Source organism: Salinispora fenicalii (genome assembly GCF_000514815.1).
Taxonomy (GTDB): Bacteria; Actinomycetota; Actinomycetes; order Mycobacteriales; family Micromonosporaceae; genus Micromonospora; species Micromonospora fenicalii.
The window spans coordinates 240,968-267,136 of the sequence record NZ_KI911472.1 but is presented as its reverse complement, the minus strand read 5'-3'; the positions used below and the strand labels follow the sequence as shown (position 1 = coordinate 267,136).

At 66.1% G+C, this 26,169-nt stretch carries 20 protein-coding genes; 13 read left to right on the top strand and 7 right to left on the bottom strand.

Annotated features, from left to right (window positions below; all coding sequences use genetic code 11):
* From B116_RS29070 to hemG, 4 genes are all read left to right on the top strand, one after another.
* Positions 1–108: aromatic-ring hydroxylase C-terminal domain-containing protein (locus tag B116_RS29070; protein ID WP_397540861.1), on the top strand; the 108-nt coding region annotated here is incomplete at its 5' end.
* Positions 105–1,616 (top strand): FAD-dependent monooxygenase, encoded by a 1,512-nt coding sequence (locus B116_RS0122180; RefSeq protein WP_027661360.1) that lies wholly within the window; start codon positions 105–107, stop codon positions 1,614–1,616. The genes B116_RS29070 and B116_RS0122180, both read left to right, overlap by 4 nt.
* Positions 1,617–1,666: 50 nt before the next feature.
* Positions 1,667–2,773, top strand: coding sequence for a ParB/RepB/Spo0J family partition protein (locus tag B116_RS0122175; protein WP_027661359.1), 1,107 nt, complete (start codon positions 1,667–1,669; stop codon positions 2,771–2,773).
* Between the two features lie 123 nt (positions 2,774–2,896).
* On the top strand, positions 2,897–4,363 hold the full coding sequence (gene hemG / locus B116_RS0122170; protein ID WP_027661358.1) for a protoporphyrinogen oxidase: 1,467 nt from the start codon (positions 2,897–2,899) through the stop codon (positions 4,361–4,363).
* A 109-nt stretch (positions 4,364–4,472) separates the two neighbouring features.
* On the opposite strand, the gene B116_RS0122165 is transcribed toward hemG, so the two are convergent.
* Complete coding sequence (locus tag B116_RS0122165; protein WP_027661357.1) at positions 4,473–6,245, bottom strand: FAD-dependent monooxygenase; 1,773 nt, start codon at positions 6,243–6,245, stop codon at positions 4,473–4,475.
* A 470-nt stretch (positions 6,246–6,715) separates the two neighbouring features.
* Here B116_RS0122165 and B116_RS0122160 point away from each other — a divergent pair, with 470 nt between their 5' ends.
* The 3 genes from B116_RS0122160 to B116_RS0122150 are packed head-to-tail and all read left to right on the top strand — an operon-like array spanning position 6,716 to position 8,628.
* Positions 6,716–7,543 (top strand): gamma-glutamyl-gamma-aminobutyrate hydrolase family protein, encoded by an 828-nt coding sequence (locus B116_RS0122160; protein WP_027661356.1) that lies wholly within the window; start codon positions 6,716–6,718, stop codon positions 7,541–7,543.
* Entirely contained in the window at positions 7,506–7,919 is a 414-nt protein-coding gene (locus tag B116_RS0122155; RefSeq protein ID WP_027661355.1) for a carboxymuconolactone decarboxylase family protein, read from the top strand. Before B116_RS0122160 ends, B116_RS0122155 begins: the two co-directional genes overlap by 38 nt.
* Before the next feature lie 43 nt (positions 7,920–7,962).
* A complete protein-coding gene (locus B116_RS0122150) occupies positions 7,963–8,628 on the top strand; it encodes a sulfotransferase family protein (protein ID WP_027661354.1) in 666 nt (221 codons plus the stop codon).
* Positions 8,629–8,782: 154 nt separating this feature from the next.
* Here the strand turns inward: B116_RS0122150 and B116_RS0122145 are convergent, their stop codons facing one another.
* Both B116_RS0122145 and B116_RS0122140 read right to left on the bottom strand, forming a co-directional pair.
* The gene (locus B116_RS0122145; RefSeq protein ID WP_027661353.1) at positions 8,783–10,177 is read right to left on the bottom strand and encodes an NDP-hexose 2,3-dehydratase family protein; all 1,395 of its coding nucleotides are present in this window, start codon (positions 10,175–10,177) and stop codon (positions 8,783–8,785) included.
* Positions 10,178–10,422: 245 nt separating this feature from the next.
* A complete protein-coding gene (locus B116_RS0122140) occupies positions 10,423–11,268 on the bottom strand; it encodes a helix-turn-helix transcriptional regulator (RefSeq protein WP_027661352.1) in 846 nt (281 codons plus the stop codon).
* A gap of 746 nt (positions 11,269–12,014) precedes the next feature.
* On the opposite strand from B116_RS0122140, the gene B116_RS0122135 reads away from it, so the two are divergent.
* The 5 genes from B116_RS0122135 to B116_RS0122115 all read left to right on the top strand — a co-directional run bounded on the left by B116_RS0122135 (position 12,015) and on the right by B116_RS0122115 (position 16,281).
* The gene (locus B116_RS0122135; RefSeq protein WP_026321880.1) at positions 12,015–12,851 is read left to right on the top strand and encodes an AfsR/SARP family transcriptional regulator; all 837 of its coding nucleotides are present in this window, start codon (positions 12,015–12,017) and stop codon (positions 12,849–12,851) included.
* A 240-nt stretch (positions 12,852–13,091) separates the two neighbouring features.
* Positions 13,092–13,868, top strand: coding sequence for an alpha/beta fold hydrolase (locus tag B116_RS0122130; RefSeq protein ID WP_027661351.1), 777 nt, complete (start codon positions 13,092–13,094; stop codon positions 13,866–13,868).
* A 144-nt stretch (positions 13,869–14,012) separates the two neighbouring features.
* Positions 14,013–14,507, top strand: coding sequence for a VOC family protein (locus B116_RS0122125; RefSeq protein ID WP_223874651.1), 495 nt, complete (start codon positions 14,013–14,015; stop codon positions 14,505–14,507).
* Complete coding sequence (locus B116_RS0122120) at positions 14,504–15,454, top strand: ABC transporter ATP-binding protein (protein ID WP_027661349.1); 951 nt, start codon at positions 14,504–14,506, stop codon at positions 15,452–15,454. The genes B116_RS0122125 and B116_RS0122120 overlap by 4 nt, the downstream gene beginning before the upstream one ends.
* Complete coding sequence (locus tag B116_RS0122115; protein ID WP_018723099.1) at positions 15,451–16,281, top strand: ABC transporter permease; 831 nt, start codon at positions 15,451–15,453, stop codon at positions 16,279–16,281. The genes B116_RS0122120 and B116_RS0122115 overlap by 4 nt, the downstream gene beginning before the upstream one ends.
* A gap of 156 nt (positions 16,282–16,437) precedes the next feature.
* On the opposite strand, the gene B116_RS0122110 is transcribed toward B116_RS0122115, so the two are convergent.
* The 4 genes from B116_RS0122110 to metH all read right to left on the bottom strand — a co-directional run bounded on the left by B116_RS0122110 (position 16,438) and on the right by metH (position 24,861).
* Positions 16,438–16,920, bottom strand: coding sequence for an iron chaperone (locus tag B116_RS0122110; protein ID WP_018723100.1), 483 nt, complete (start codon positions 16,918–16,920; stop codon positions 16,438–16,440).
* 223 nt (positions 16,921–17,143) lie between these two features.
* Complete coding sequence (locus B116_RS0122105; protein WP_018723101.1) at positions 17,144–18,718, bottom strand: DHA2 family efflux MFS transporter permease subunit; 1,575 nt, start codon at positions 18,716–18,718, stop codon at positions 17,144–17,146.
* Positions 18,719–19,403: 685 nt separating this feature from the next.
* Positions 19,404–20,744 (bottom strand): glutamate decarboxylase, encoded by a 1,341-nt coding sequence (locus B116_RS0122095; RefSeq protein ID WP_155245749.1) that lies wholly within the window; start codon positions 20,742–20,744, stop codon positions 19,404–19,406.
* A gap of 601 nt (positions 20,745–21,345) precedes the next feature.
* The gene (gene metH / locus B116_RS0122090) at positions 21,346–24,861 is read right to left on the bottom strand and encodes a methionine synthase (protein ID WP_027661348.1); all 3,516 of its coding nucleotides are present in this window, start codon (positions 24,859–24,861) and stop codon (positions 21,346–21,348) included.
* 260 nt (positions 24,862–25,121) lie between these two features.
* Between metH and B116_RS0122085 the strand changes: the two genes are divergently transcribed.
* Positions 25,122–25,991: a PAC2 family protein gene (locus B116_RS0122085; protein WP_018723105.1), complete on the top strand. Its 870-nt coding sequence runs from the start codon at positions 25,122–25,124 to the stop codon at positions 25,989–25,991.
* Positions 25,992–26,169 lie beyond the last annotated feature (178 nt).

The following is a 26,169-nucleotide window of genomic DNA, read 5'->3' as shown; positions in this document are numbered from 1 at the left end:
ATCCGCCCCGACGGATACCTCGCCTGGACCGCACCCGGCAGCACCCACGACCTCACCCACGCCCTCACCCGCTGGTTCGGCGCCCCCCAGAACGGGACAGTCCGATGAGCCGGGACGTGATCGTGGTCGGTGCCGGCCCGGTGGGCCTCATGCTCGCCGGTGAACTGCGGCTCAGCGGGGTCGATGTGGCGATCTACGAGCGGCTGTCGGCGCGACCGACAGAGTCCCGCGGCGCCAGCTTCACCCGACGTACCGCCGAGTGCTTCGAGCAACGCGGGCTGCTGGACCGGCTGGGCCCGACCGAGCCCGCAGAGAGTCACTTCGGGGGAGTACCCATCGACCTCGGTCAGCTACCGGAGGACCATGCCGGCGCCCGGGGCATCTCCCAGTACCGGACCGAACGGATGCTGGAAGGCTGGGTGACCGAACTGGGGGTGCCGGTATTCCGCGGCCATGAGGTCACCGGCTTCGAGGAGGGCCCCGACCGCGTCGTCGTCACCGTCGATGGCCCCACCGGCCCCGGCCGGGAGGTCGCCCGGTTTCTGGTCGGCTGCGACGGCGGGCGCAGCACCATCCGGGCGCTGGCCGGGATCGACTTCACCGGCTCGGAGCCCACCCGTGGGTTCTACACCGCCGATGTCACCGGCATCGACACCCGGCGTCGTCGGATCGGCGAGAATCTGCCCGACGGCAGCATGGTCATGGCGATGGATCTGGAGAACGGCGTCACCCGGGTCGTCGTGTACGAGCGGGGCATGCCGCCGAAAGACCGCAGCGCGTTGAGCTATCAGGAGCTGGCCGACTCCTGGCAACGACTCACCGGCGAATCCATACATCATGGACATTGTCGCTGGATCAGCTGCTTCACCGACACGTCCCGGGTCAGCTCCGAGTACCGGCGCGGCCGGGTCTTCCTAGCCGGTGACGCCACCCACGTACAACCCCCGGCGATGGCGCAGGGATTAAGCGTCGGCGTCCAGGATGCGGTGAACCTGGGCTGGAAGCTGGCGGCGGCGGTGCACGGCTGGGCACCACCCGACCTGCTCGACACCTACCACACCGAACGCCACCCAATCGGGCGGCAGCTGGCCCGCAACGCGCGGGCCGCCATCGAGCTACGACTCACCGGCGCCGAGATGGAACCGATCCGCGGCATCCTCGCCGAGTTGGTCACCTTCACCGACGCGGCCGAGCACCTCGCCGGGATGCTCAGCGGACTGGGCATCCGCTACGACCTCGGACCGGGCGAACACCCCCTCCTCGGCCGACGCATGCCCCCACACCACCAACTCACCCTCCCCAACGGCGACACCCCCCGCATCGCCGACCTACTCCACCCCGCCCGCCCCCTACTCATCACCACCACCACCGAACACCCCACCGCCCACGCCTGGACCGACCGAATCAACATCATCACCGGCACCTGGACCCACCAACCCCACCCCACCCTCAACACCGCCCTCATCCGCCCCGACGGATACCTCGCCTGGACCGCACCCGGCAGCACCCACGACCTCACCCACGCCCTCACCCGCTGGTTCGGCGCCCCCCAGAACGGAACCGCACCGAGCGCACCGGCGCCGGCCGCCGGTCCACCCCGTCTCGACTACGGCTAAAGACACCCCTGCCACCCTCAGCCAAACGGCAACCGAGGAGGGCGTACCGGATGTCTCGTCACCACGGGCAAGCTGCGCTGGCCACGGAAGGCTTCAGGCTCGCCAGGGCGGGCAGCAACGAGTCGACGGGTAACGACGAATTCGATCTGAAAAACTTCGAGCGACTGCCGGCACGAGACGTTCCCCTGGACGCACTGTCGCCCAGCCTGCGGCTACGGCAGGGCGGTACGAGCGGAGCCCACGTCCAGCTACTCGTCGAGGCGGGCGGCAGCACGCAGCTACCGCCCTTACTCGTCCAGGAGGAGGGCTGGCGGGTAATCGACGGGCTACACCGGCTCGAGGCCGCCCGGATCCGCGGCGATCACGTCATTCCCGCACGCTTCCTGGACTGCACCGATGCCGAGGCGCTCATCCTGGCGATGCAGGCAAACATCGCCCACGGTCTGCCGCTGTCCCGAGCCGACCGGCTCGCCGGCGCCAACCGGGTGCTATCGGAGTATCCGGACTGGTCCGACCGGGCGCTCGCCGCCATCACGGGATTGAGCGCAAAGACGATCGCCTCGTTGCGTACCCGGTCGACGGGGGCAGCGGAAGTCGGCGCCAAGCGGATCGGCCGGGACGGACGGCGCCGTCCGGTCACCGCCGTGGAGGGCCGGCGTCGCGCCGCCGCCTACCTCAACGCCCACCCGAACGCCCCGCTGCGGCAGGTCGCCCGCGAGGCCGACGTATCGCTGGGCACAGTCCATGATGTGAGTGCTCGGCTGCGCCGGGGCATCAGTCCGGAGCGCACTGGGCAGCGTCTTCCCCCGGCCGAGCCACCAGTGGTACCAGCCCCGCAAGCCGCGGTGCCCACCTCCACGTTGCCAACCCCCCGGGGTGGTGCCATACGCCGCCCGGGACGCCCGTCCGCGCCGCTGACCTGGGCCGGAGTGGCGAACAAACTGGCTACCGATCCATCCATCCGGTACACCGAAGGCGGCCGGGCGTTCATTCGGTGGATGGCTTGGCACGCCGGTGCCCCACATCGCTGGCGGGAGGTCGCCGGCTCGATCCCGCCGCACTGGCTCAGTGTGATCGCCCCGCTCGCGGACAGCATCAGCGAGGAGTGGAGCCTCTTCGCCGAACAACTCAAGCGCAAGCAGGAGGACGGATCGTAGCGCCACCCGCCACGCCCCGCCGGCCGCCGCCAGCACCTGCCCGGGTCAACTCTTACTCGACCGGAATTCGCGGGAGCACGGCGAGACTGCTACGACATCGCAGCCCACGAAAGAGCAGGCGACATGGTGGACAACGAACAGGATCGGGTAGGTACGGCGCCCCACGTGGTCATCGTCGGGGGCGGTATCGCGGGAATCACGGCGGCGTTCTACCTCCGGAATGAGCCAGTACGAATCACCCTCCTCGAGGCCGCACCGCGGCTCGGCGGGAAGCTGTCCGCATCGGAGGTGGCGGGCATACTCGTTGACGAGGGGGCGGAAGGGCTGTACGCCCGACGACCCAAGACCACCCGGTTGATCAACGCTGCCGGTCTCGGCGATCAGCTCGCCCTGGCCGGCGCCACCACGACAGCGATCTGGAGCAGGGGCGCGCTTCGACCCCTGCCCGCCAGCCAGTTCATGGGCATCCCCGCGGACCTGGACGCCCTCGCCGAGTCCGGCATCCTCTCGCCGGACGGAGTGGCCGAAGCCCGCCGTGACCTTGAGCTGCCGCCGACCGAACGGGACGGCGACGTCTCCGTCGCAGCCTACGTCTCGCAACGGCTCGGCCAGGAGCTACTGGACCGCCTCGTCGACCCGTTCCTCAGCGACGTCTGCGCCGGCCGCTCCGACCAGCTCTCCTTCGAGGCCATGCTGGCCCCGCTGGCGAACGCATCCCGCAGGTACCCGTCGCTAATCCAGGCGGCGGGCTCGCTGCTCCCTCCGCTGCCACCGGACGGTCAGGAACCGCCGACTGGGATCGGTACCCTGACCGGCAGGCTCGGCAACCTACCCCAGGTGTTGGTCGACGCAGTTCTCGCCGACTCACCCAACGCGCAGATACGAACCGGGGCCGAGGTCACCGGCCTGGCTCCAGACCAGCAAGGGTGGCGGTTGACCGTCAACGCCGACGCCGGGACAGAACACCTCACCGCGGACGCGGTAATTGTCGCCGTCCCTGCCGGGCCCGCCGGGCGGCTGCTGGCCGGCGTACCCGGAGTGGCTTCGGCCGCCGCCGAGCTCGCGCAGATCCCGTACGCCAGTATCGGCATCGTCACGCTGGCCTACCCCCGTACGGCGTTCGCCGGCGGGCTCGCCGCGCGGGGATTCTGTGGCTACCGCGTTCCGGCGGTGGACGGACGGACCGTCAACGAGGTGACCTTCTCCACGGTGAAATGGCCGCACCTGGCGGGTGAGGTGGAGATCCTGCGCTGCTCGGTCGGGCGGGTCGGCGACGAGGCAGCGCTACAGCGCGACGACGCCGACCTCGTCCGGCTGGTGACCGCCGAAGTCGCCGCGGCTACCGGGGCGGTCGGTTCCCCATTGGCGACGCGGGTCACCCGCTGGGCGAACGCGCTGCCCCAGTACTCGGTCGGCCACTTGGATCGGGTGAAGCGGATCCGGACGGCGGTAGGTGGCTCGCCGGGGCTCGCCGTCTGCGGCGCCGCGTACGAGGGCGTGGGGGTTGGCACGTGCATCGCCGATGCGCAGAAAGCTGTTGACCAGGTGCTCGTGGGGCTGGCCGGCAAGACCGTCGCCACCTTGACCTGAGTGGAGTGCCCCTTCTCCCCCACCCACCGGGGAACGCCACAGAAGTACCCTCGCGCCCGCCTAGGCCAGCCAGCCCGGGCGGGCGCGAGGGTACTTGCCGGTGCCGGGATCAGGCTTCCACCGGCCCCGCGTTCTCAAGGATGCGTCCAAGGGCTCCGGCCAGCTCACCGGTCGGGTTCGCGCCGGCGCCCCTGCTGCGCCACCCCACGTGGTTGTCCGGACGGACCAGGATGGCACCCTCGTCGGTGATTTCCCGGACCTGTGGCCACCGGTCGTCGGTGGGCACGAACTCCGCGTCGACCCCGATGGCGACGATGCTGATCGGGACTGACAGCTTCTCCGCCACCGCCGCGGCCGCCGCCCGCCACCGCTCCGCCTTCTGGCCGATGATCAGCACGAAGCTGCCGGCGGAGCCGGTCAGATCGTGGGTGGATAGGACCCGGTCGGCGCGTTTGATCCAGGCGTGCGGCAGCAGGTGCCCGGGCCGGGTAGTGGGGTGGTAGATGTCCCGCAGCGGCTCCCGCGGTGGCGGCGGGCTGCCGTCGGGGATGACCGCACCCTGTTCGTACGCGAAACCCAGCTCGACGTCGTGTGCCTGGCATCCGCCCCGGTGGGTGGCGAACAGCTCGGCGGCCCGGGCCCGCGCCGCCGCGGCGATCGGGGATGGATCGATGAACGCCGCGAACGCTCGCTCCCGGCGCTGCGGCTCGGTGTGCTGACCGACCCCGACGGCTTCGAGGATCGCATGGTGGTGCAGGGCCGCGGAGACCGCCCAGTCGACGTTATGCCGGCCAATCGGGTGCCGCTCGGCCTGGTAGGTGTCGAGCAGACTGTCGGGGGCGCGGCCGGTGAGTACCGCAGCGAGCTTCCACGCGAGGTTGTGTGCATCCTGAATACCGGTATTCAGTCCCAGCCCGACGGTGGGGGGCTGCCGGTGGGCAGCATCCCCGGCAAGCAGCACGCGACCGACCCGGTACTGGTCGGCGACCAGGGATTCCACCGACCAATTCGTGACCTGGTGCAGCGTGAGCTCCAAGCCGGGCAAGCCGAGGACCTCGCGGATCTTGGAGACGATGCTCTCCTCGGGGTAGCGCTGCGGGTCACCTGGCGGAAAGTGCAGGACCCACTCCTCGCAGTGTTTGCCCCAGGTGGGGCCCATCTCGATGAGATTGCTGGACAGATCGGGGTCCCGCGGATGGAGGAAGTGGGTGAGTAGGGTGCCCTCGCGCCACCACGGCGACAGGTCCGCGGAGAAGTAGGCGGTGGTGACCTCGAGAAACCCCGGAAGGCCCAGCATCTGTACGCCGAGCGCCGCGCCGACGGTGCGGCCCCCGTCCGCCGCGATGAGGTAACGGGCCACAACCGTGGTGACCTCTCCGGTGTCGACCGCTCGGATCTGGGCCACCACCCGGCCGCCTTCCTCCGCGAAGGTGACCAGTTCATGACCGAACCGGATCTCGCCCGGGTTACGCCGCTCGGCATGTTGCCGCAGGATCGGCTCCAACCGGACCTGGGGCAGCTTGACCGGAAGTACCGGCCCAGCCGCCTCGTATGTCTCCCGCAACGCACCGCCGCCGAACGCGTCCATTTCCTCAATGACCAGACCGTCGAGGGGGCCTTCCCCGCCGAGTGAGGTCAGCCAGCGCAGCTTGCCGAATTCATCCAGGCACGCCCCCTGCTGGATCACCTCAGCGTCGAGCTCGTGCTGACGGAAGATGCCCATCGTCCGCTGGTTGAGATAGTGCGCCTTCGGCATTCTCGACGTACCCGGGTGCCGCTCCACCAGCAGGTGGCGTACGCCGTGGTCGGACAGAAAGACGGAGGCAGCCAGGCCACATCCACCCCCGCCCACGATAAGAACCGGAACCTCTATCGTTGCCATAGTCGTCCTTCCGAATGATGACCGCCCTGCTGGGCGTGTACGTGGCCCTGCTCACGGCCTCGCCGACCCGCGGCTGTCGACCGCCGCGCGGAGAGGGAATCGACGATCCGGCCGGACCGCTCGCAGTCTGCCGAGCGCCTCTGCAGTCCCGGTCAAGGACGGATTGATTCAACAACGCTATCGCCGACCCGAAACAGCGAGCAACAGTCGGCGATTTTCGACTGCGTTTCGCCAGCGGTTGAACAAGGGGATCCGCCATACCGCCGACCGCTTCCAGTGAGCAGCCGACTGCCTCAGTTCCGACCGTTGCCATTGGTCCGAGCATCGTTATAGGTTCACCCCGTGGTCGCCGATTAGTCCGGCGCGTATGGAATAGACCACACCACCCTTGCTGCATTTCAACTGTCCGCCACCGATCTTTGGGGCGAGCTGCCCCGGACGGTGCGACCTCCGGGAAATGGTGGATGCGCATGAGCTCAGTGCGGAACGACTGCGAGGCACGGCCGGTGATTGGGATCTGCGCACGAACGACTCCTGTGACGGTGCAGGGGCTGGACACGACAGTCAGCCTGGCGTTGCAGGCCCACGTGGACATGCTCGCCACCGCGGGGTGCGCCCCCGTGTTGGTTCCGCTGCTGCCGGGCGCCGAGGACCTCGTGCCGCAACTCGACGGCCTACTGCTGCCCGGGGGACCAGACCTGGACCCGAAGCTGTACGGGCAGCCCCGGCACGCCCGGACCCAGTGCGGCAGCCCAGCCGCGGACCGGGCCGAACTGGCCCTGCTCCGGGCAGCGCTTGACGCCGGCCGGCCCGTTTTGGCGATCTGCCGCGGGATGCAGGTGCTCAATGTGTTGTCGGGAGGCACCCTGCACCAGCACCTACCGGAGGCCGTAAACCACGACGGTCACTGTCCCCAGACCGCGACCTTCACTCTCGGCAGCAACCACCTGGACCTCCAGCCCGGCAGCCTCGCCGCCGCTGCCTACGGCGCCGATGTCCCCACTGTCGCCTGCCACCACCACCAGGGCATTGACCGGGTCGGTGCGGGCCTTTCCGTGACCGCCCGGGCGGCGGACGGGGTCATCGAGGCGATCGAGGCGACCGGGCACCCGTTCGTGCTCGGCGTGCAGTGGGAGGCCGGGCAGGACTCCGACGCACGACTGCACCGCGCGCTCGCCGACGCCGCCGGACGTACGAGACAACGACCCTCAACCCCGGGAGAATCTGATGGCATCGCGGATGAACAACCCGTCTCTGATCGTGCCCGACGCGCTGCCGCCCCTGCTCGAACTCGGTAAAGTGATCAACCAGGTCGGCGTACCGGTCCGGACGCTCGATCTAGTACGGATGCGGGTCAGCCAGCTCAATGGTCGAGTCTGGATCCTGCCGGCCAACCCGGAAGCCGCAGCACAGATCGACAACCGCTTACCCACCGTCGCTTCCTGGCGGGAGGCCGACTGTTTCACCGATGCCGAACGGGCGGCGCTGGCGCTCGCCGAGACTGCCTCCCGCCTCAGTGATCGGGCAGATCCGGTGCCAGACGATGTCTGGGACGAGGCCGCCCGGCACTACACCGAGCCAGAGCTCAGCGCGTTGATCATGCATATCGGGCTGGTCAACCTCTGGAATTGCATCAATCTATCCACTCGACAGGACCCAGGGGACTGGCGCTAAATCCGAGCCAACCCGACACGAACACCGGCAGGAGGGGTCACCTATGTTACGGCTCATCAACACCGGCTTGGGCAGGACTGGCACCACGTCGCTGAAGGTGGCGCTGGAGCGCCTCGGCTACGGACCCTGCTATCACATGTTCGATATCGTCAACGACTCGGACCGGCTCCGGCAGTGGGAAAAGGTCGTCTGCGAGGGGCAGCATCCCGATTGGGAGGCACTCTTCAACGGCTTCACCTCCGTAGTGGACGGACCCAGCGCGGTGTACCACAAGGAAATCATTCAGGCGTTCCCGGAGGCGAAAGTAATTCTGACCATTCGAGACGGCGAAGAGTGGTACCGAAGCACGTACGGCACCCTGTACCAGTTCGCCCTCCGGAACCGCGACAATCCACCGGAACCCGGCTCTATGCCGGCGCGGATGTACCGATTCGTGAACACCATGGTCTGGGATGGACTCTTCGGTGGACGCTTCACCGACAAGGAGCACGCCATTAACGTATTTCGCCGACACAACGAGGAGGTCGCCAACTTCGTCGCCCCCGACAACCTACTCATCTACGACGTACAGCAGGGATGGGAGCCGCTGTGCGCGTTCCTCGGAGTCACGGTGCCGGCGGAGAACTTCCCACACGCCAACGACGGCGAGTCGATGCGCCGGGTCATCCGAGAGGCCAGCGGCGGGGCCGCCGGCGCGACAACGAACTGACTCGTGCAGCGGGTGCGGCGGTGCGGCGGTGCGGCGGTGCGGCGGTGCGGCGGTGCGGCGGTGCGGCGGGAAAAGCCAAGATCAGGCTGAGGTCGCCGCCGTAGCGTGCGGGCCGCGGGGCCACGGGCAACGGAGAGCGGCGGCCCACTACACCTCACCACGAATCCTGGCCGATATCGGCGGCCCCAGTCTGCAGGATTGCCAGCAATGTCCGGGCCTGGACGTTGACGTAGCGGCTGTGTCCGGCTAGCCAGCTGAGCTGGCCCGGAGTGATCCAGTGGTAGCCGGGCGGCGCCTCTGTCGGGGTCGCCGCCTCGTCGGTGGCGACCACGAGGTAGCGGTTCTCGGCATCGCGGAACCGACCGCCCTCCTCGGAATGCGTCGCCGCATATCGGATCTGTTCCGGGGGTGGGTCCAGCATCAGGTCCAGGAACGGAGGGCGTTGCGCCGCCGGCACCTGGGTGTAGCTCGCTGGGACGCACTGCACGGTCGGCGCCAGCTCCACGGTATCGAGGAAGCCCCCCTCCACTCGGGCGTGCACGAGAACGTGCGGTACACCGGCGAAGCTCCGGTACGCAAAGGCCACCACACCTGGGGCTACCGGCTCGATCAGCGGCTGGCTCCAGCTTGAAACCTCTCGGTTCGCGCCCTCAACAGCGACCGCCAACACCCGGAAGTGGCGCTGGTCCGGACGGTAGATGCTGTACTCGTCGCGGCACCAGCCGGCTACCTGCGCCAGCGGCATGCAGTGGGCCGACACCTCGTGGCTGGCCCGTTGACCGGTGAACCAGGAGACCACCTCGGCGTCGGAGCAGATGGCGCCACGCTCGGGATAGGCCAGCGGTGCGCTCGCCAGTACCGTCCTCGAGTCCATGTTGACGACATTGTCATGCCGAAGGAGCCGACCTATCTGACCGAGCGTAAGCCAGCGGAAACGCTCGTCCGCCGGCACCTCACCCGTCACCTCGACAATCATGTTGCGATTACGCTTGCGGTAGAACCAGGCGCCATGCTCGGACTGCAGGACATCGGTGAGCACCCGGCCTGGAGGTGGATCAAGGAAGTGTTCCAGGTACTTCACCGCCGTCCCGCCGTGGGCCTTCGTGTAGTTACTCCGGGTGGCCTGCACGGTGGGCGACAGCTGCACCAGGTTGGGGTTGCCGGGCTCCACTTTCGCCTGCATGAGGAAGTGCAACGTTCCGTCGAACTCCTTCGCCAGGATCCCGAGGATGCCGATCTCCCCTTGCACGATGATCGGCTGCTGCCATTCGGCGCCCACATCCGGTCGGGCGACGTGCAGACCCTCCACCGTGAAGAACCGCCCACTGCGGTGTTGCAGATTGCCGGTTCCCGTCCGAAACGACCACCCGTCCAATTCCGCGAACGGGATCCGCCGCACTCGGGTGCGGCACGCTACCCGCTCGGCGGCGAGCCAGCCCAGCACATCGGACGTCGCGATCCCGGCGCCCTCGGTGGCGGCGGCCGAATGCGCGAGTCGTTCGGCGAGTGCGGTGCCGCAACGCGGTTGGAGCAGTATGGCTGAGGTCACGGTCGATCACCACTTCCTTAGTGCGCGAGCCGTATAGGAGGTCACCGGAACGGGCGCTCGCCGATTGGTAGGCGTCAGTCCGAAAACGCCCCGGCACCGGTCCCGCCATGGTGCTTAGGGACCGCCCCGACGGGCATCCTCGACGTTGCCCCGGACCCGGTGCGGCCGAGACGCTCCGGCTGGCTGGCCACGTTCAACCGCACTGGTGACGTCAGTCGAACAGGCTGCTGCGGTGAAACCATGGGTCAGGGCAGCGTTCGCGCCAGGCCCGTCAGCGCCAGCCGACGGGATGGGTCCGCGGAGCGGGCAATCGGTATCTGCCGTGCCGTCGTGGCCGGGCACCCGCCAGCTGCCGGAGCGGGCAGGGGTGTGAGTTCTGGTAGCGCGAGCAGAACAGGTGGGTCGATCGCCCACCGCCGGCGCAGGCGGACCGCGGCACTGGTCACACCATCGGCGACGACCGTTACCAGGGGGTGCATGCCGATCAGGGCGGTACGACGGCGGGCATCGGTCCCGACGCCGTCGGCTACCGCGACCGCGTGCACGAACCAGGTGCCGTCGGGTACGTACGGCAGGTGGTAACAGGACGGACGGCCGCCCGGCACGTCTATGATCATCGATGAAACCGCGCGGTGCTGCACGATCCGGGTCGAGAACGCGCCCAGATAGACCTGGGCATTGCCGTGTCCTTCCGGAAGACTGATCGTCCCGGCGATCGCCCCGGAGCCGACACGCGCGACGGGCGCCAGGTCCGGCAACTCAGTCGCACCAGTGGACGAGAGGCGACGGAACCGGCCGGGCGAGACTCCGACACTAGATGTGAAGCAATTACTGAAAGAGCCAAGGCTGCTATACCCCACCAGCACAGAGACATCTGTTATCCGCAGCGAGGTCTCGAGAAGAAGCTGCTTGGCTTGGTAAATCCGAATAGCGGCCAGGAACCGACCGGGAGTAATGCCGGTTATATTGCGAAAAAGCCGGGCGAAGTAAAACCTACTCAACCCAGCGCTCTCCGCGATTTCGGTCAGCGTCAGCGGCCTGTCATAACGCTCCCAGAGATACTCGATCGCCCGTTCGACTGCACTGTCCATACGCACCTCACTGCATCGTCGCGGCCATCAGGGTGACCAACCCCCATCGGGATCAGCTCGAGCAGCACTGGGGACAGGATCCGAGTCGGCGATCACCGACAGCGAAAGAGCCGCAACAATTTGTCACTGTCCGCATATCGGTGTGATTCACCGCAGCATCTACGACCGCAACCCATCAGGGCCGACGCGACCACCGTTCCAGGCAGGCGCGACACCCTAAGTGATGGGAAAGCATGATTCGAGGCGATAAGACATATTTACATCCGTTAAATCGCCGAGGCTCCGCGCACCAGCCGACCAGAAACAGGAGGTCCATCTCCGCCCTGAGCCGCTGCATGAGAACGACAACCGGCTCTGCCGGCAGACAGAGGTCAACCGTCCCAGAAAATCGTGACGAAACCGATTATATCTCCACCGAAACCTACAAACACTTTTCTCACCTGGAACCGACATTTCTACCTTGTGGGCACCGAGTTAATCACCAGTTCCCTGGACCGCTGGATCATGGCACAATATTACGCAATTACCTGCGGCACCCAGGGACTGGATCGATGGGGGGAGAAACATCGAACACCTGACTGCGCCTACCTGTAGGCGCCCTGAAAACATTTTCCCAACCCGGTAAGCATTCGCTACCGGACTCGCTTCACCAAACAATTCGGCTCCATTTCTATGTCAACCCAAGCCTGCCGCCAGGCCAACACGAACGGCTTGATGTTGATAGTCCGTTACACGGAGGAGATCGGGTGGAAAGGGACCAGACACTTTTGAGATTCGGGCTGCTCGGCCCACTCTCGCTCCACTTTGGTCGTACGCCGGTGGAGACCAGCGCACCCAAGCAACGTCAGGTGCTCGCCCTACTCGCATTGAATGTCGGACGCGTCGTCACCGTGCCGATGCTCATCGAAGAACTATGGGGAGACCGTCCACCACGAAGCCACGCGACTACCCTGCAGACCTACATTTTGCAGCTACGCAACGCACTCGCCACGGCAGGGTACGGCAGCCCGGCGGCCCGTCAGATCATCGGCACCCGCCACAATGGCTATCTACTCGAGGGCCTCGCGTGTGAAACAGATGTCGAAATATACAACCGCCACCTGGCCGCCGGTCGCACCGCGGCTGAGGCGGGCAACCAGCACCGGGCCTCGCAAGAGTTCACCCACGCACTCCAGGTTTGGCGTGGTTCAGCCTTGGTAGATGTCCGAATGGGGCCAGTTCTGGAGATCGAGGCGGCGTCACTGGAAGAGAGTCGACTCTGTGCACTGGAGCGCCGGATCGAAATGGACCTGGCCCTGGGCCGGCACTCCGACCTACTGGCCGAACTAACGCTCGTCACCGCCCGGAACCCGATGAACGAAAACCTATGCGCGCTACGCATGATGGCCATGTATCGCGCCGGTCATGTTGGACGCTCACTTCAGGCCTATCATCACCTCCGTTCCATCCTCAACGAAGAGCTCGGCGTCGAACCAGGACCACGAGTGCAGCGACTCCTAGCCGCCATCCTCGCGGGCGATCCGGGACTGGAGGAGACGTCACCGCTTTCGCCCCCGGGCCAATTCACAGTGCGCCATCCCTAACCACGGCCGGCCCGCCGGAGCGGCACGCTTTTCCTAAGCGGAGTCCATCTCCGCAGAATACTACTTCCCCATGCCGGGCAGACCTCCCTACCACGCAATTGCGTGAGCACGGTACCGAGAACGGCGAAGGCTGCCCCACTGGTGTGGAAACTCGGCAGCCAACCAGACCCCGACAGAGGCCAATCAAGCGACCAGAATTCGGCGACGAACATCGACGTGGGTAACACCGAGGAGACTCAAATGCGAAAGGTCGTTTCGCGAGATGGCACCACGATCGCCTACCAACGGGCCGGCACCGGACCGCCGATCGTGCTCCTGAACGGCGCATTCCGCGATCACAAAATTTTCGACGCGCTCGTCCCCGAGCTGACAGCGCACTGCACCACCTACGTCTACGACCGCCGGGGACGGGGGCAGAGCGGAGATTCCCCCCAATATGCCATCGAACGCGAGATTGAAGACCTCGCCGTCGTGATCGAGGAGGCGGGCGGCCACGCGGTGGTGTTTGCCGGTTCGTGCGGTGCGAACCTCGCGTTGGAGGCGGCCCTGGCGGGTACACCGATCACCAAACTGGCCCTACACGAACCGTACTTTCGGGTCGGTGACCACCCACGACCGCCCCTCGATGCGGCCGACCGGCTGCGCGCGTTGGTCGCCGACGACCAACGCGGCGCGGCTGCGGAGTACTTCCTGAGCGTGCTGATGGACCTGCCCCCAACGGCAATCGCCCAGTGGCGGCAAGGCCCACTCTGGGCGACGAACGAGGCGAATGCGCACACACTCGCCTATGACGTCACTCTTTGTGGGGACTACACCGTCCCGGTCAATCGGCTGGCCGCCCTACGGACTCCCACCTTGGTCGTCAACAGCGACGGCACCAGCGACTGGCTGCGGGCCGCGGCCCAGGCGACGGCAGCGGCCCTACCAAACGCCTCCGGAAGAGAGCTGCCCGGGTCCTGGCACCGGATCGAGATGGAGGCGCTCGGTCAGGTCCTGGTCGAGTTCGCCACCACCTGATACCCACCCACCGCCCGCGAAAGGAGCTGTCGGATGAACGCGCGCAAACCGGAGGCAGCTGACGTTTCGGTCAACCACAATTCGCCCCAGGTCCATCAGGAATCAAGAAGCGCCCGGCGTCCCGCCGTTCGTAGCATGAAGCACATGGGAGTCAAGGTTGCGCAGCGCTTCGTCGCCGTGGACGACCATGACCGGGCGCTCACCTTCTACCGAGACATTCTCGGCTTTGAGGTTCGCCAAGACCATACCTTCGAGGGATTGCGCTGGGTTGCCCTCGGTTCGCCCGGGCAACCCGATGCCGACATCGTTCTGCAGTCCCTGGTTGTCTACCCGGAAACCTCGCCCGCTGACCAGCAGGCCCTGGCGGAGCTGCTGGTAAAGGGCCTACTGCCCGGTTTGGTGTTCCGCACTGAGGACTGTGACGCGACTTTCGAGCACCTTCGCGCCAGAGGCGCGACGGTGTCGCAAGAGCCGACTGACCAGCCCTGGGGTGTCCGGGACTGCGCATTCCGCGACCCAGCCGGCAACGCGCTGCGGTTCGCTCAGCTCCGCCGCCGGAGAAAAGACACCGGCGACGGTGGCGACTCCGGGGACCCCCCATCCTCCCAACCATCGGCCTCTTCAGGACGGAACGGATGATCGAAGCCAAGAACCTGACTAAGCGCTACGGCGATAAGGTCGCTGTGAAGGATCTATCCTTCACGGTCGGGCCCGGTAAAGTAACCGGGTTCCTCGGCCCCAACGGCGCCGGCAAATCGACGACCATGCGCCTACTGCTCGGTCTCGACCATCCGGATCACGGCACCGCAACCATCGACGGCAAGCGATACCGGGAATTGACCACCCCGCTCGCCGTGGTCGGCGCGCTCTTGGAGGCCAAGGCCGTACACCCCGGCCGGACCGCCTACAACCATCTGCTCTGCCTGGCCCAGTCGCAGGGCATCGGCAAAAAGCGGATTTACGAAGTGCTCGACCTGGTCGGGCTTCGCGACGTGGCGCACAAGCGGGCCGGTGGCTTCTCCCTCGGCATGGGGCAGCGGCTCGGGCTCGCTGCCGCCCTACTCGGTGATCCAAACGTGCTGGTGTTGGACGAGCCGGTCAATGGGCTTGACCCGGAGGGCATCCTCTGGGTTCGCACCTTTATGCGGCAGCTGGCGGCCGAGGGTCGAACCGTCTTCGTCTCCAGCCACCTGATGAACGAGATGGCAATGACTGCCGAGCATCTCATCATCATCGGCCGCGGCAGCCTGATCGCGGACTGCCCAACCGAGGAGTTCATCGAGCGGGGCAAGAAGCAGACGGTGCTCGTACGCAGTCCGAACGCCGACGAACTGGCCGAGGCCATCGTACGGTCCGGCGGCACGGTGACCCGCAACGACGACAACGAACTGAGCGTTGAGGACATGGATGCGACCAGGATCGGTGAGATCGCATCGGCCGGTGGGCACGTTCTACACGAGGTAGTCCCGCAACGCGGCACCCTGGAGGAGGCGTTCATGGCGCTGACCCGGGATAGCGTGGAGTACGCCGGCACCGGCTCAACCCGAGATGCCGACGCCCCGAAGTCCGGAGGGGATGCCCAATGACCGCGACTGCCGCCCGCCCCACCGCCACCACGGTGGCCAGCCGCGCCAGCTTCGGTGGACTCTTGCGCTCCGAGTGGACAAAGCTCCGATCGGTCCGGTCGACCGGCTGGTCACTCGGACTACTCGCCTTGCTGTACCCATCCTTCACCGCGCTACTCGTCGGCTTGACTGCCGCTAACTGGGACCAGACAGAGGCGAGCGACCGCGACTTGATCGCCAGTGATCCGACGGCCGTCATCCTCGGCAGCGGCTTCTTGATCAGCCAACCAGCCATTTGCGTCCTGGGCGTCATGGTCATCGCCTCGGAGTACTCCACCGGCATGATCCGGGCTAGCCTGCTGGCGAAGCCCCACCGGCTGTCCATGCTCGCCGCCAAGGGCGTGGTACTGAGCCTGGTAGTCCTGACGGTTAGCCTGGTGGCGGCATTCGTCTCGTTCTTCATCGGCGCCGCGATGCTGAGCGAGCAGGTTGAGGCATCCCTCGGCGACCCCGGTGCGCTGCGGGCAGTGGTGGGTACGGGCCTCTACCTGGCTATGCTCAGCCTCTTCTCCCTCGCTATCGGGGCCGTCGTGCGGCGAACTGCGGCCGGGATTACTAGCGTGATCATGTTTGTGCTCGTACTCGCTCCGCTGGTGCAGCTACTGCCCGGCAAGTTCGGCGAGTACGCCCATGCCTACCTGCCGACCGAGGCTGGAATCCTGATTGGCCAGGCCACTCAGCACGAGGGAGATCTCCTCACGCCCTGGCAAGGCTTCGGAGTGTTCGGCCTTTGGACCGCTGCTTTGCTAGCGCTCGCGGCCTTCCTCCTGAACCGCCGCGACGCCTGATCCACTCGCGTCGCCTCGGGCGCTCCCCATTGCCGGGGAGCGCCCGAGCGGACGGATGGTCAGCGGTGGAACGATGGGCTGGTGGCGTCCGAGAGCAACACCAAACGCCTCAGCCGACACATTTCATACCCGGGCGGGGCCGCGACGTCGGCCACCTCAGCCCAGGGCCGTCCGCAGTAGCTTCTTGATCGTTGCCTCGGCCTTGTCGGTCAGCTCGGCCAGGGCGAACGATGTCGCCCACAGACCCTGCTCGTCGTCGAGCTTCGCCTCCGGCGAGAACCCGAACGTCGAGTAGCGCTGCTTGTCTCCCTGCCCGCTACGGAAGAAGCAGATCACCTTTCCGCTCCTGGCCCAGGCGGGCTGGCCGTACCACAGCTTCGGTGCCAGCTCAGGGGCGGTCTCGGTGATGACGGCGTGCAGGCGTTCAGCCAACGCTCGGTCCGGCTGCGCCATGTCGCTGATCTTCGCGAGGACGTCTCTCTCGTCGGCTGCCGCCTTGTTCGCGCTCTTGCTACGGCGAGCCTCCGACTTCAACTCCGCCGCCCGGTCCTTGATGGCGGCGCGCTCGACCTCGGAAAGCCCTTCTTCCTTGGAATTTGCCTGCTTGCCTTCCTTGCTGGCTTTCGACGTAACGCTCACGTATGCACTGCTCCTCTTGTCCGTCCGATGGTCAGCATGCCTCTCAAGCTAACCACCTGTAGCGAGCAACGCCTTCTCGATTCCGAACCAATCCATCATCAGCGTCGCACTCCTCATGGACCGTCAGCGGAACTTCCTCCGCCGAAGCGGAAACATTTCACATCGCTACGACCCCTGGCCAGACGGTCAAGGGGCAGGCCGAGCTCATGACGCAGGCCAGAGGCTAGCGATCTTGGGAGTCGCGAAAGCTCCGGATGAGGATCACCAAGACGATCAGGGCGACCAGAGCGGCGAACCCCAGGCTGAACTGCATCCCCCGTACAAAGGTATGGTCTGCGACCGCACGAATCGTCGTGACTTGGTCGGACTCGGGATGGTCGACTGGTCGACCGGGCCCGACGATCGCCTCGAAAGCGTTCGGGTTCGTGTCGTCAACGATTTGCTCGACGACAGCAGCCCGCTCATCACGGTCGGGAATCGTCCTGGACAGGTCTCCGTCCAAGGAGATACCCACCCATACCGAAACCATCGTTCCCAGAACCGCGTAGCCGGCAGTTGATCCAAGACCTCGTTGGGTGGCTACGATGCCCGAGGCCATGCCGGCCCGCTCCACCGGAACCGAATTCAACGCCAGCCCCTGCACCGGCGGAATGATCAGGGAGAGACCGGCACCTAGGAGCAAGAAGCCCAGCACGACGGCGACGACACTCTGCGCCACCCCGACCACCATGATGACCAATCCGACAACGAGCAAAATCTGACCGGCGAGGGCCGGCAGGCGGGCGCCACGACGGGCAGCGATGAAGCCCGCCACCGGGGAGAACACCACCGACGCAAGGGAGGATGGCAAGATAAGCAGACCCGCCTCGACCGGGCTGTAAAGCCGGACGTTCTGAAAGTACTGGGTGACGATCAACAAAGCGCCATACACCGTGAAAAAGCCAAAAAATATGGCCATGTTCCCCAACCAGTAGGCGCGGTTGGTGAAGAGCCGCAGATCCATCATCGGTGACCGCGTGCGGAGCTCACGGAGAATAAAGACAACGAGGCCAACAGCGAATGCCACGAACGCTGCAAGAATTATCGGCGACCCCCAACCCAAGTCGTGACCATCGATTACCGCAAAAGTAAACGCTCCGACTGTGATCACAAACAGTAGCTGCCCGGGCAGGTCGACAACACGGCGGGTCGACTCACGTGATTCGGCCACAAACCGAAGGGTGAGCCCGACCGCCAGCACGGCGACCGGAACATTGACGAAGAAGACGACTCGCCAGCTCGCAACCTCGGTCAGCATCCCACCGAGCGGTGGGCCGAGCGCCAGCCCGATATCCGCGACCGCTGCGAAGAGCCCAAGGGCAAAGAAGCGCTGCCGCTTCTGCGGGAACGTCGCCGAGACGAGGGCCAGCGCGGAGACGGTGATGACGGCCGAAGCCACCCCCTGTATCCCCCGCGCCACCAGCATGACGGCGAAGGTGGAGGTTAGTCCGGCGGCCACCGAGGCCACGATGAAGACCACCACTGCGGTCAAATACAGTCGCCGCCGCCCGAACCGATCAGCCATGGTGGCCGCGGGCATGATGGCAATAGCCATTCCCATGCTGTACGTGGCTACGATCCACTGCAGCCCGGACTCCCCCAAATCGTAGAAGGCCTGAATTCGGGGCAGTGCCACATTCGCTACGAGCACGTCGTGCAGGGTGATGAAGACACCAAGACCAGCAGCGACAATTGTCCACTTCTGGGCCCGGGTCCACGGACGAGTTTCCCCCGTCTCGGCTTCAGCCCCAGCACCCATAAAATCACGGTAGGCGGAGCATCGGCGATCCGTGGGCGATTGGGCGCTTCCGTGCGGTTGCCCAGCCCACGGGCACACCGCTGCTGGGCGCCAGGCCCTGGCCGACAGAGCCGCCCTCCGCCGCGCCGTGGCCACTCACTGAGTCGTTCCGCGTAGCGGGTCGTGACGTTGGGTGATCAGGTGGCTTGTTGGTGGTCGGTGTGGGGATGACGAGGGCCACCGCGACGATATCGCGGAGTTTCCGGGGACAAGGGCTGATGTTGCGGAGTGCTTGGAAGGTGGTGCTACCCATCCCGGTCACCCTCGGCGTGATCGTGGCGACCATCGCAGTCCCCATCAGGTGGAGCCTGCATGGCGCCCGGGGCGCCCCGCCAAGTGGTTGGCCTGGGGTGATTGGCGCAGTCCTTCGACGGTGACCAGAGGCGGCCGGCGCGGTCCTGCGGCGGTAGGCCCGGCAACGGCGGGCTACTGGGCGGGCGGGCGCGGGGTGTTCCTGACCGCCACCTACCGCACTGGCCTCGTTGCACGGAATGGCTCACTGCCATCAGCTTGCCATGTCCTGGCGTATCGGCTGGTCGCAACGACCGCTGCAATGTGGAGCAACGCCAGCTCGAGCACGCTGATCTTCGTCGAGTTCTTGGCCAGCGCCCTGCTAGCCAATGGAGCGATGAAATGACTTAAGTGGTCAATGGTGGAAGCCGGGCCGCTGGCCAACAGCTGGCATCGGAGCGTTCAAAGAGTCAAGGTACGACATCTCGGCATGAAGATCAGCGATGAAGACCTCAGCAAGGTCACGGCTGAGCCCGTTGCGAATAACGATCCGCTGCACCGTGAGGTCCGTCAGATCATCGGGCATCGAATAGGTAGGAACCTGCCATCCTTTCATACGCAAACGATCGGACAGATGGTACAGGTTCCAATTGTTGGTATACCCATCACGGAGGCGCCAGGTCAGCGCGGGAATATCACTACCGTCGCTCCACAGCTCGAGCTGCGGCATCTTTATGACCTCTTGGGACAGGTAGCGTGCAACGTCATGCATCGCCAACTGCACCCGCCGGTAGCCCTCCCGACCGAGGCGCAGGAAGAGATAGTACTGCAAGAGAACTTGGGCTCCCGGTCGGGTGAAACTCAAACCGACCGTTGGCGTCTCGCCACCGAGATAGGTCACATGGAATATCAGGTCCTCGGGCAGTACCGTCGAATCCCGCCAGAGCACCCAGCCTAGGCCCGGATACACCAGGCCATATTTGTGACCGGAAACATTGATTGATGCTACTCGACTTACACGAAAGTCCCAGACAATCTCAGGCTGAATAAAGGGCGCAACGAATGCACCGGTAGCCCCGTCGACATGAATTGGTATGTCGAGCCCCCTCGACGCCTGAATTTCATCCAGCGCCGCCGCGATCTGCTTGACCGGCTCATACATGCCGGTGTATGTCACACCGAAGAGCGCGACGACGCCGATCGTGTTCTCGTCCACGTATGATCCGAGGTCATGACCGTCGAGGACTCTATACTCCTCGGAGATCGGGACAAATCGGGGTTCCACCTCCCAGTAGTTGCAGAACTTTTTCCAGCAGACCTGCGCCGCACTGGACATCACCAGATTCGGAGAACCGGTTGACTTGCCCGCGCTGCGACGGGCATGTTGCCAACGGCGTTTGAGCGCCAGCCCGCCCAACATGCACGCTTCCGAGGAGCCAGTCGTGGATGCACCGATCACACTCTGCGGATCCGGTGCATGCCAGAGATCTGCCAGCATAACCAAACACCGACTCTCTATTGCACCGGTCGCCTGATACTCATCTCGGTCAATCAGATTCTTGTCGAAAGTATTGACAAATAACTTTTCAGCGTAGCTATCCATCCAGGTACCGACAAACGTTGCCAAGTTGAGTCGTGCATTACCGTCGAGAGCCACCTCGTCGTGCACGATCTGGTACGCGGTTTCGGGCAAAGACCCGGCATCCGGAATTGAGAACCGGGCAAGCTCAGTCGACTCGCCTGGGCGCGCAAACATCGGATTCAGCCCAACGGGGCTTACACCAGCTGCATCCGTGTCTTGGCCCATGTTCGGCATTTCGCTCCTCGGGTTTGCCAGCGACGAAGATTCGGGCGTATGCAAACCCACGGTTGGGCCCGACAGCATAGGCTCCGTCGGGCACACCTTACGCCGCCGTCGGGGCTAGCGCCGGCAATCGCAATAGCTGCCCCCGAGGTCTCGGCACGTTGGCACCCGCCTGGTCGGCTTGCCACCCACCGCCGAGCAAGCTCCCGCCCTACCGCATCGCCGCTACCCCGGACCGTCCGAGTCTGGGTAGTCAGTTGGACCAGAATCCGGCGCAGTACCAGCGGTTGACCGACCAGCCGACCGGCGCTGCCCGACCGTCCGGCACGCCCGGCGTCGGAGAGCTCCGAAGCGCTGCTGCAACACGTCACGGCGCGGCGACAGCGCTCCGGAGTCACCTCAGCTTCTCGCCCTCCTACGCTTGCGGAGATCTGCTCCGGCGGGTGCCGCCGCCGGGTACCCGTCGGGGTGACCCCGGCCAGCCCCTAGCAGGAGAATCGGGCTCTCCCCACAGGTGGAGCACTGCACGGTCCTCCACTCGGACGGAACGGTGTCACTTGGCGTTGAAGTAGCTTGCCTCCGGATGGTGCACGACAATCGCGTCGGTGGCCTGTTCCGGAACGAGCTGGAACTCCTCCGACAGTTGCACGCCGATCCGTTCCGCCCCCAGCAGGTCAACGAGCTTGGCCCGGTCCTCCAGGTCGGGGCAGGCCGGGTAGCCGAAGGCGTACCGGCAGCCCCGGTACTCGTTCCGCAGCAGCCCGGCCAGGTCAGCCGGGTCGGAGCTGGCCACCGTACGGTCGTCGGGCAGCCTCAACTCGGTGCGGATCCGCTGGTGCCAGTATTCGGCAAGGGCCTCCGTGAGCTGCACCGACAGCCCATGGACCTCCAGATAGTCGCGGTACTCGTTGCGGGCGAACAACTTTGCCGTGTATTCGCTGATCGGTTGGCCAACGGTGACCAGCTGCAGCGCCACCACGTCAAGTTCGCCCCCGCGAGGACGGAAGAAGTCGGCCAAACAGAGCCGCCGCTCCTGGCGCTGCCGGGGGAAGCTGAACCGGGCCCGCTCAGCGTGCCCGTTCTCGTCGAGCACGACCAGGTCATTGCCGTCGGAGTAGGCCGGGAAGTAGCCGTACACGACGGCCGCCTCAAGTACCTGGTCGGCGATGAGCCGATCCAGCCAGTAGCGCAGCCGCGGCCGACCCTCGGTCTCCACCAGCTCCTCGTAGGTGGGTCCCTTACCGCCGCGGGTACCGCGCAGTCCCCATTGCCCGAGGAACGTCGCCCGCTCGTCGAGCAGTGCTGCGTAGTCGGCGAGCGGCAGCCCCTTGACCACCCGGGTGCCGAAGAACGGCGGGGTGGGCACCTCCACATCGGTGGCCACGTCGGAGCGGACCGAGGCATCGTTCAGCTCCGGCAACGACTCGCTGACGATCGCCCGCTGGCGCGCCCGCCGCTCCCGCCGCGCAGCCAGCGCCGCCTCCCGTTCCGGGTCCACCACCTGGGCGCCACCGCGCTTGGCGGCCATCACCCGGTCCATCAGGGAAAGCCCTTCGAAGGCGTCCCGGGCGTAGTGCACCTGGCCGGGGAACATCGATCGCAGGTCGTCCTCGACATACGCACGGGTCAGCGCCGCGCCCCCCAGCAGGACCGGCCAGCGCTCCGCAACGCCCCGCGTGGCCATCTCGACCAGGTTCTCCTTCATGATGACGGTGCTCTTCACCAACAGCCCCGACATGCCGATCGCGTCCGCGCGGTTTTGCTCAGCGGCGTCGAGAATGGCGTTAATCGGCTGCTTGATCCCGATGTTCACCACCTCATAGCCGTTATTCGACAGGATGATGTCGACCAGGTTCTTGCCGATGTCGTGGACGTCGCCCTTCACGGTGGCGAGCACGATCCGTCCCTTACCGCCGTCATCGGCCTTCTCCAGGTGCGGCTCCAGGTACGCCACCGCGGACTTCATCACCTCGGCGGACTGGAGCACGAACGGCAGCTGCATCTGGCCGGCCCCGAACAGCTCGCCGACCACCTTCATCCCGTCCAGCAGGATGTCGTTGATTACGGCCATCGCCGCCAACCCGGTGGCCAGGGCTGCGTCCAGATCGGCCTCGAGACCGTTGCGTTCGCCGTCGATGATCCGCCGCTTGAGCCGCTCCTCCAGCGGCAGCGCGGCCAGTTCCTCCGCTCGGCTGGCCCGGGCCGAGGCGGCGTCCACTCCCTCGAAGGCTTCGATGAAGCGCTGGACCGGGTCATACCCTTCGCGGCGCCGGTCATAGACCAGATCGAGTGCGATCTCCCGCTGCTCATCAGGAATTTTCGACATCGGTAGGATCTTGCTGGCGTGCACAATCGCCGAGGTCAGCCCGGCCTGGACGCACTCGTGCAGGAACACGGAGTTGAGCACCTGCCGGGCCGCTGGGTTAAGGCCGAACGAGACGTTGGAGATACCCAGGGTGAAGTTGACCCCCGGGTAGCGAGCAGCGATCTCTCGGATCGCCTCAATGGTCTCGATCCCATCCCGCCGGGTCTCCTCCTGCCCGGTGGCGATCGGGAAGGTCAGGGCATCAATCAGAATGTCCGACCGGGCCATCCCCCAACGGCCGGTCAGATCATCGATCAGCCGGGCGGCCACGCGTACCTTCCAGTCCTTGGTGCGCGCCTGGCCCTCCTCGTCGATGAGCAGCGCCACCACCGCCGCGCCGTGTTCCTTGACCACGGGCATCAGGCGGGCGTACCGGGAGTCGGGGCCGTCGCCGTCCTCGAAGTTGACCGAGTTGACCACGCATCGCCCGCCAAGCGTCTCCAACCCCGCCTCGATCACGCCCGGCTCGGTCGAGTCCAACATGATCGGCAAGGTGGAGGCGGTGGCAAACCGGCTGGCCAGCTCGCGCATGTCCTGGGTGCCATCGCGGCCCACGTAGTCCACGCAGAGGTCCAGCAGGTGCGAGCCGTCCCGCGCCTGGCCACGGGCGATCTCAACGCACGACTGCCAGTCCTCGGCGAGCATGGCCTCCCGGAACGCCTTAGATCCGTTGGCGTTGGTCCGCTCCCCCACCATCAGCACGCTCGCGTCCTGCGCGAAGGGGACATGGTGATAGATCGACGAGGCGCCCGGCTCAGGCTGTGGCTCGCGCACCACCGGCGCCCGGCCACGCATCCGTTCGGCCAGCACCCGGATGTGCTCCGGCGTGCTCCCGCAGCAGCCGCCGACCAGCGCCACACCGTAGTCGGTGACGAATTGCTCCAGGGCGTCACCCATCTCATCCGGCGTCAGCGGGAAGTAGGCACCGTCGGAAGTGAGGACCGGCAGGCCGGCGTTCGGCATCACCGACACCGGGATCTGGGAGTGCTGTGACAGGTAGCGCAGGTGCTCACCCATCTCCGCCGGGCCGGTGGAACAGTTCAGCCCGATCAGGTCGATGCCCAGTGGCTCAATCGCGGTGAGCGCGGCGCCGATCTCGCTGCCCAGCAGCATTGTGCCGGTGGTCTCCACCGCCATGTGGCAGATGATCGGCGCCGATCGGCCCAGCTCGGCCATTGCCCGCTTCGAGCCGACTACCGCGGCCTTCACTTGAAGCAGGTCCTGACAGGTCTCGATGATCAGCGCATCCGATCCGCCGGCGATCAGGCCGACGGCGTTCTCCTGGTAGGCGTCCCGCAGCGCGACGTACGGGGCGTGCCCAAGGGTGGGCAGCTTTGTGCCCGGCCCGATCGAGCCTAGGACGAAGCGCGGCTGTTCCGGTGTCGCGTACGCGTCGGCGGCGGTGCGGGCCAGCCGGGCGCCGGCCTCGGACAGCTCACGGATGCGCCCCTCGATGCCGTACTCGGCCAGGTTAGCCAGGTTTGCGCCGAATGTGTTGGTTTCTATGCAGTCTGCACCCGCCGCCAGGTACGCCTCATGGACGCCACGGACAGCGTCCGGCCGGGTCACGTTGAGGATTTCGTTGCAGCCCTCCAGTCCATCGAAGTCATCGAGAGTCAGGTCTGCCGCATGCAACATGGTCCCCATCGCCCCGTCGGCGACGAGGATCCGGTCGGTCAGCGCGTCAAGCACAGAGATCACCACGGCTTCAGGTTACTGCGACTACACGGGATGTGGTCTACCCCCAGCCGCCGGTCCCACCTGGCGCGACTAGCACACGCTGCCCTTTTACCGCCAGAATAACTGTTTGTCGATTGGTAGATCGGCGCGGCCGACGGTCCGGTTCCCGCCCCTGGCACGTAGGCTGACGGACGTGAGGGACTACAGCGACGCCACGATGCATGGCGGCCGGCCGATCGGGCGCCCACCCAGCACCGCCCCGATGGGCGGGACGAGGTGACCGCGTGACCGAGTTCGACGGACTGCCGGTTCTGCGGTCCCCCGTGGCCATCGCCGCCTTCGAAGGCTGGAACGACGCCGCCGACGCCTCGACGGCCGCCGTCGAGCACCTGGAGCAGGTGTGGCAGGCCCGGTCGGTAACCGAACTGGATCCAGAAGACTTCTACGATTTCCAGGTCAGCCGCCCCACGATCGCGATGTCGGCCGGCGAGACCCGGCGGGTGGAGTGGCCCACGACCCGGTTCATGGCGGCCAGTCCGGCCGGAACCGAACGGGATGTCGTGCTCATCCGCGGTATCGAGCCGAGCATGCGCTGGCGCACCTTCTGCGAGCAGGTGCTGGAGATCTGCCACAGCCTGGAGGTCGAACGGGTGGTACTGCTCGGCGCGCTCCTAGCCGACGTGCCATACACCCGGCCGCTACCGATCAGCGGGAGCGCCTCCGACAAGGGCGCGGCGCAACGCTTCCAGCTCACCCCCACCCGCTACGACGGGCCCACCGGCATTGTCGGGGTCCTGCACGACGCCTGCTCGCGGGCCGAGGTGGACGCAGTGTCGTTCTGGGTGCATGTGCCGCACTACGCCAACAACCCACCCTGTCCCAAGGCGACCCTGGCCCTGCTGCACCGGGTCGAGGAGGTGCTGGACCTACCGGTGCCGATGGCGGACCTCGCCGAGGAGGCCGCCGAGTGGGAGCAGCGGGTCCGCGGCGCCGCCGAGCAAGACGCCGAGCTCGGTGAGTACATCCGCGAGTTGGAGGAACGGGTCGGTGACGCCGGCATCACCCCGCTGACCGGGGACGAGATCGCACAGGAGTTTGAGAAATACCTGCGCCGGCGTGGCGGCTCCGCCGGACCTACCGCCGGCTCCTGGTAGCCCGTACCACACTGATCCTCGTGGCCCGCCACCGGTAAAGGTGGCGGGCCACTGGCTTTCTGTCCGCGACGACGGGACGCGGCACCCGCGTCCTTCTCGTGAGCGGGCACTAAATTTTCCGTGCAGGTGGGTCGGGTGTGGACGGAACACACTCGCTACTGCATCCTAGGAACCTAGT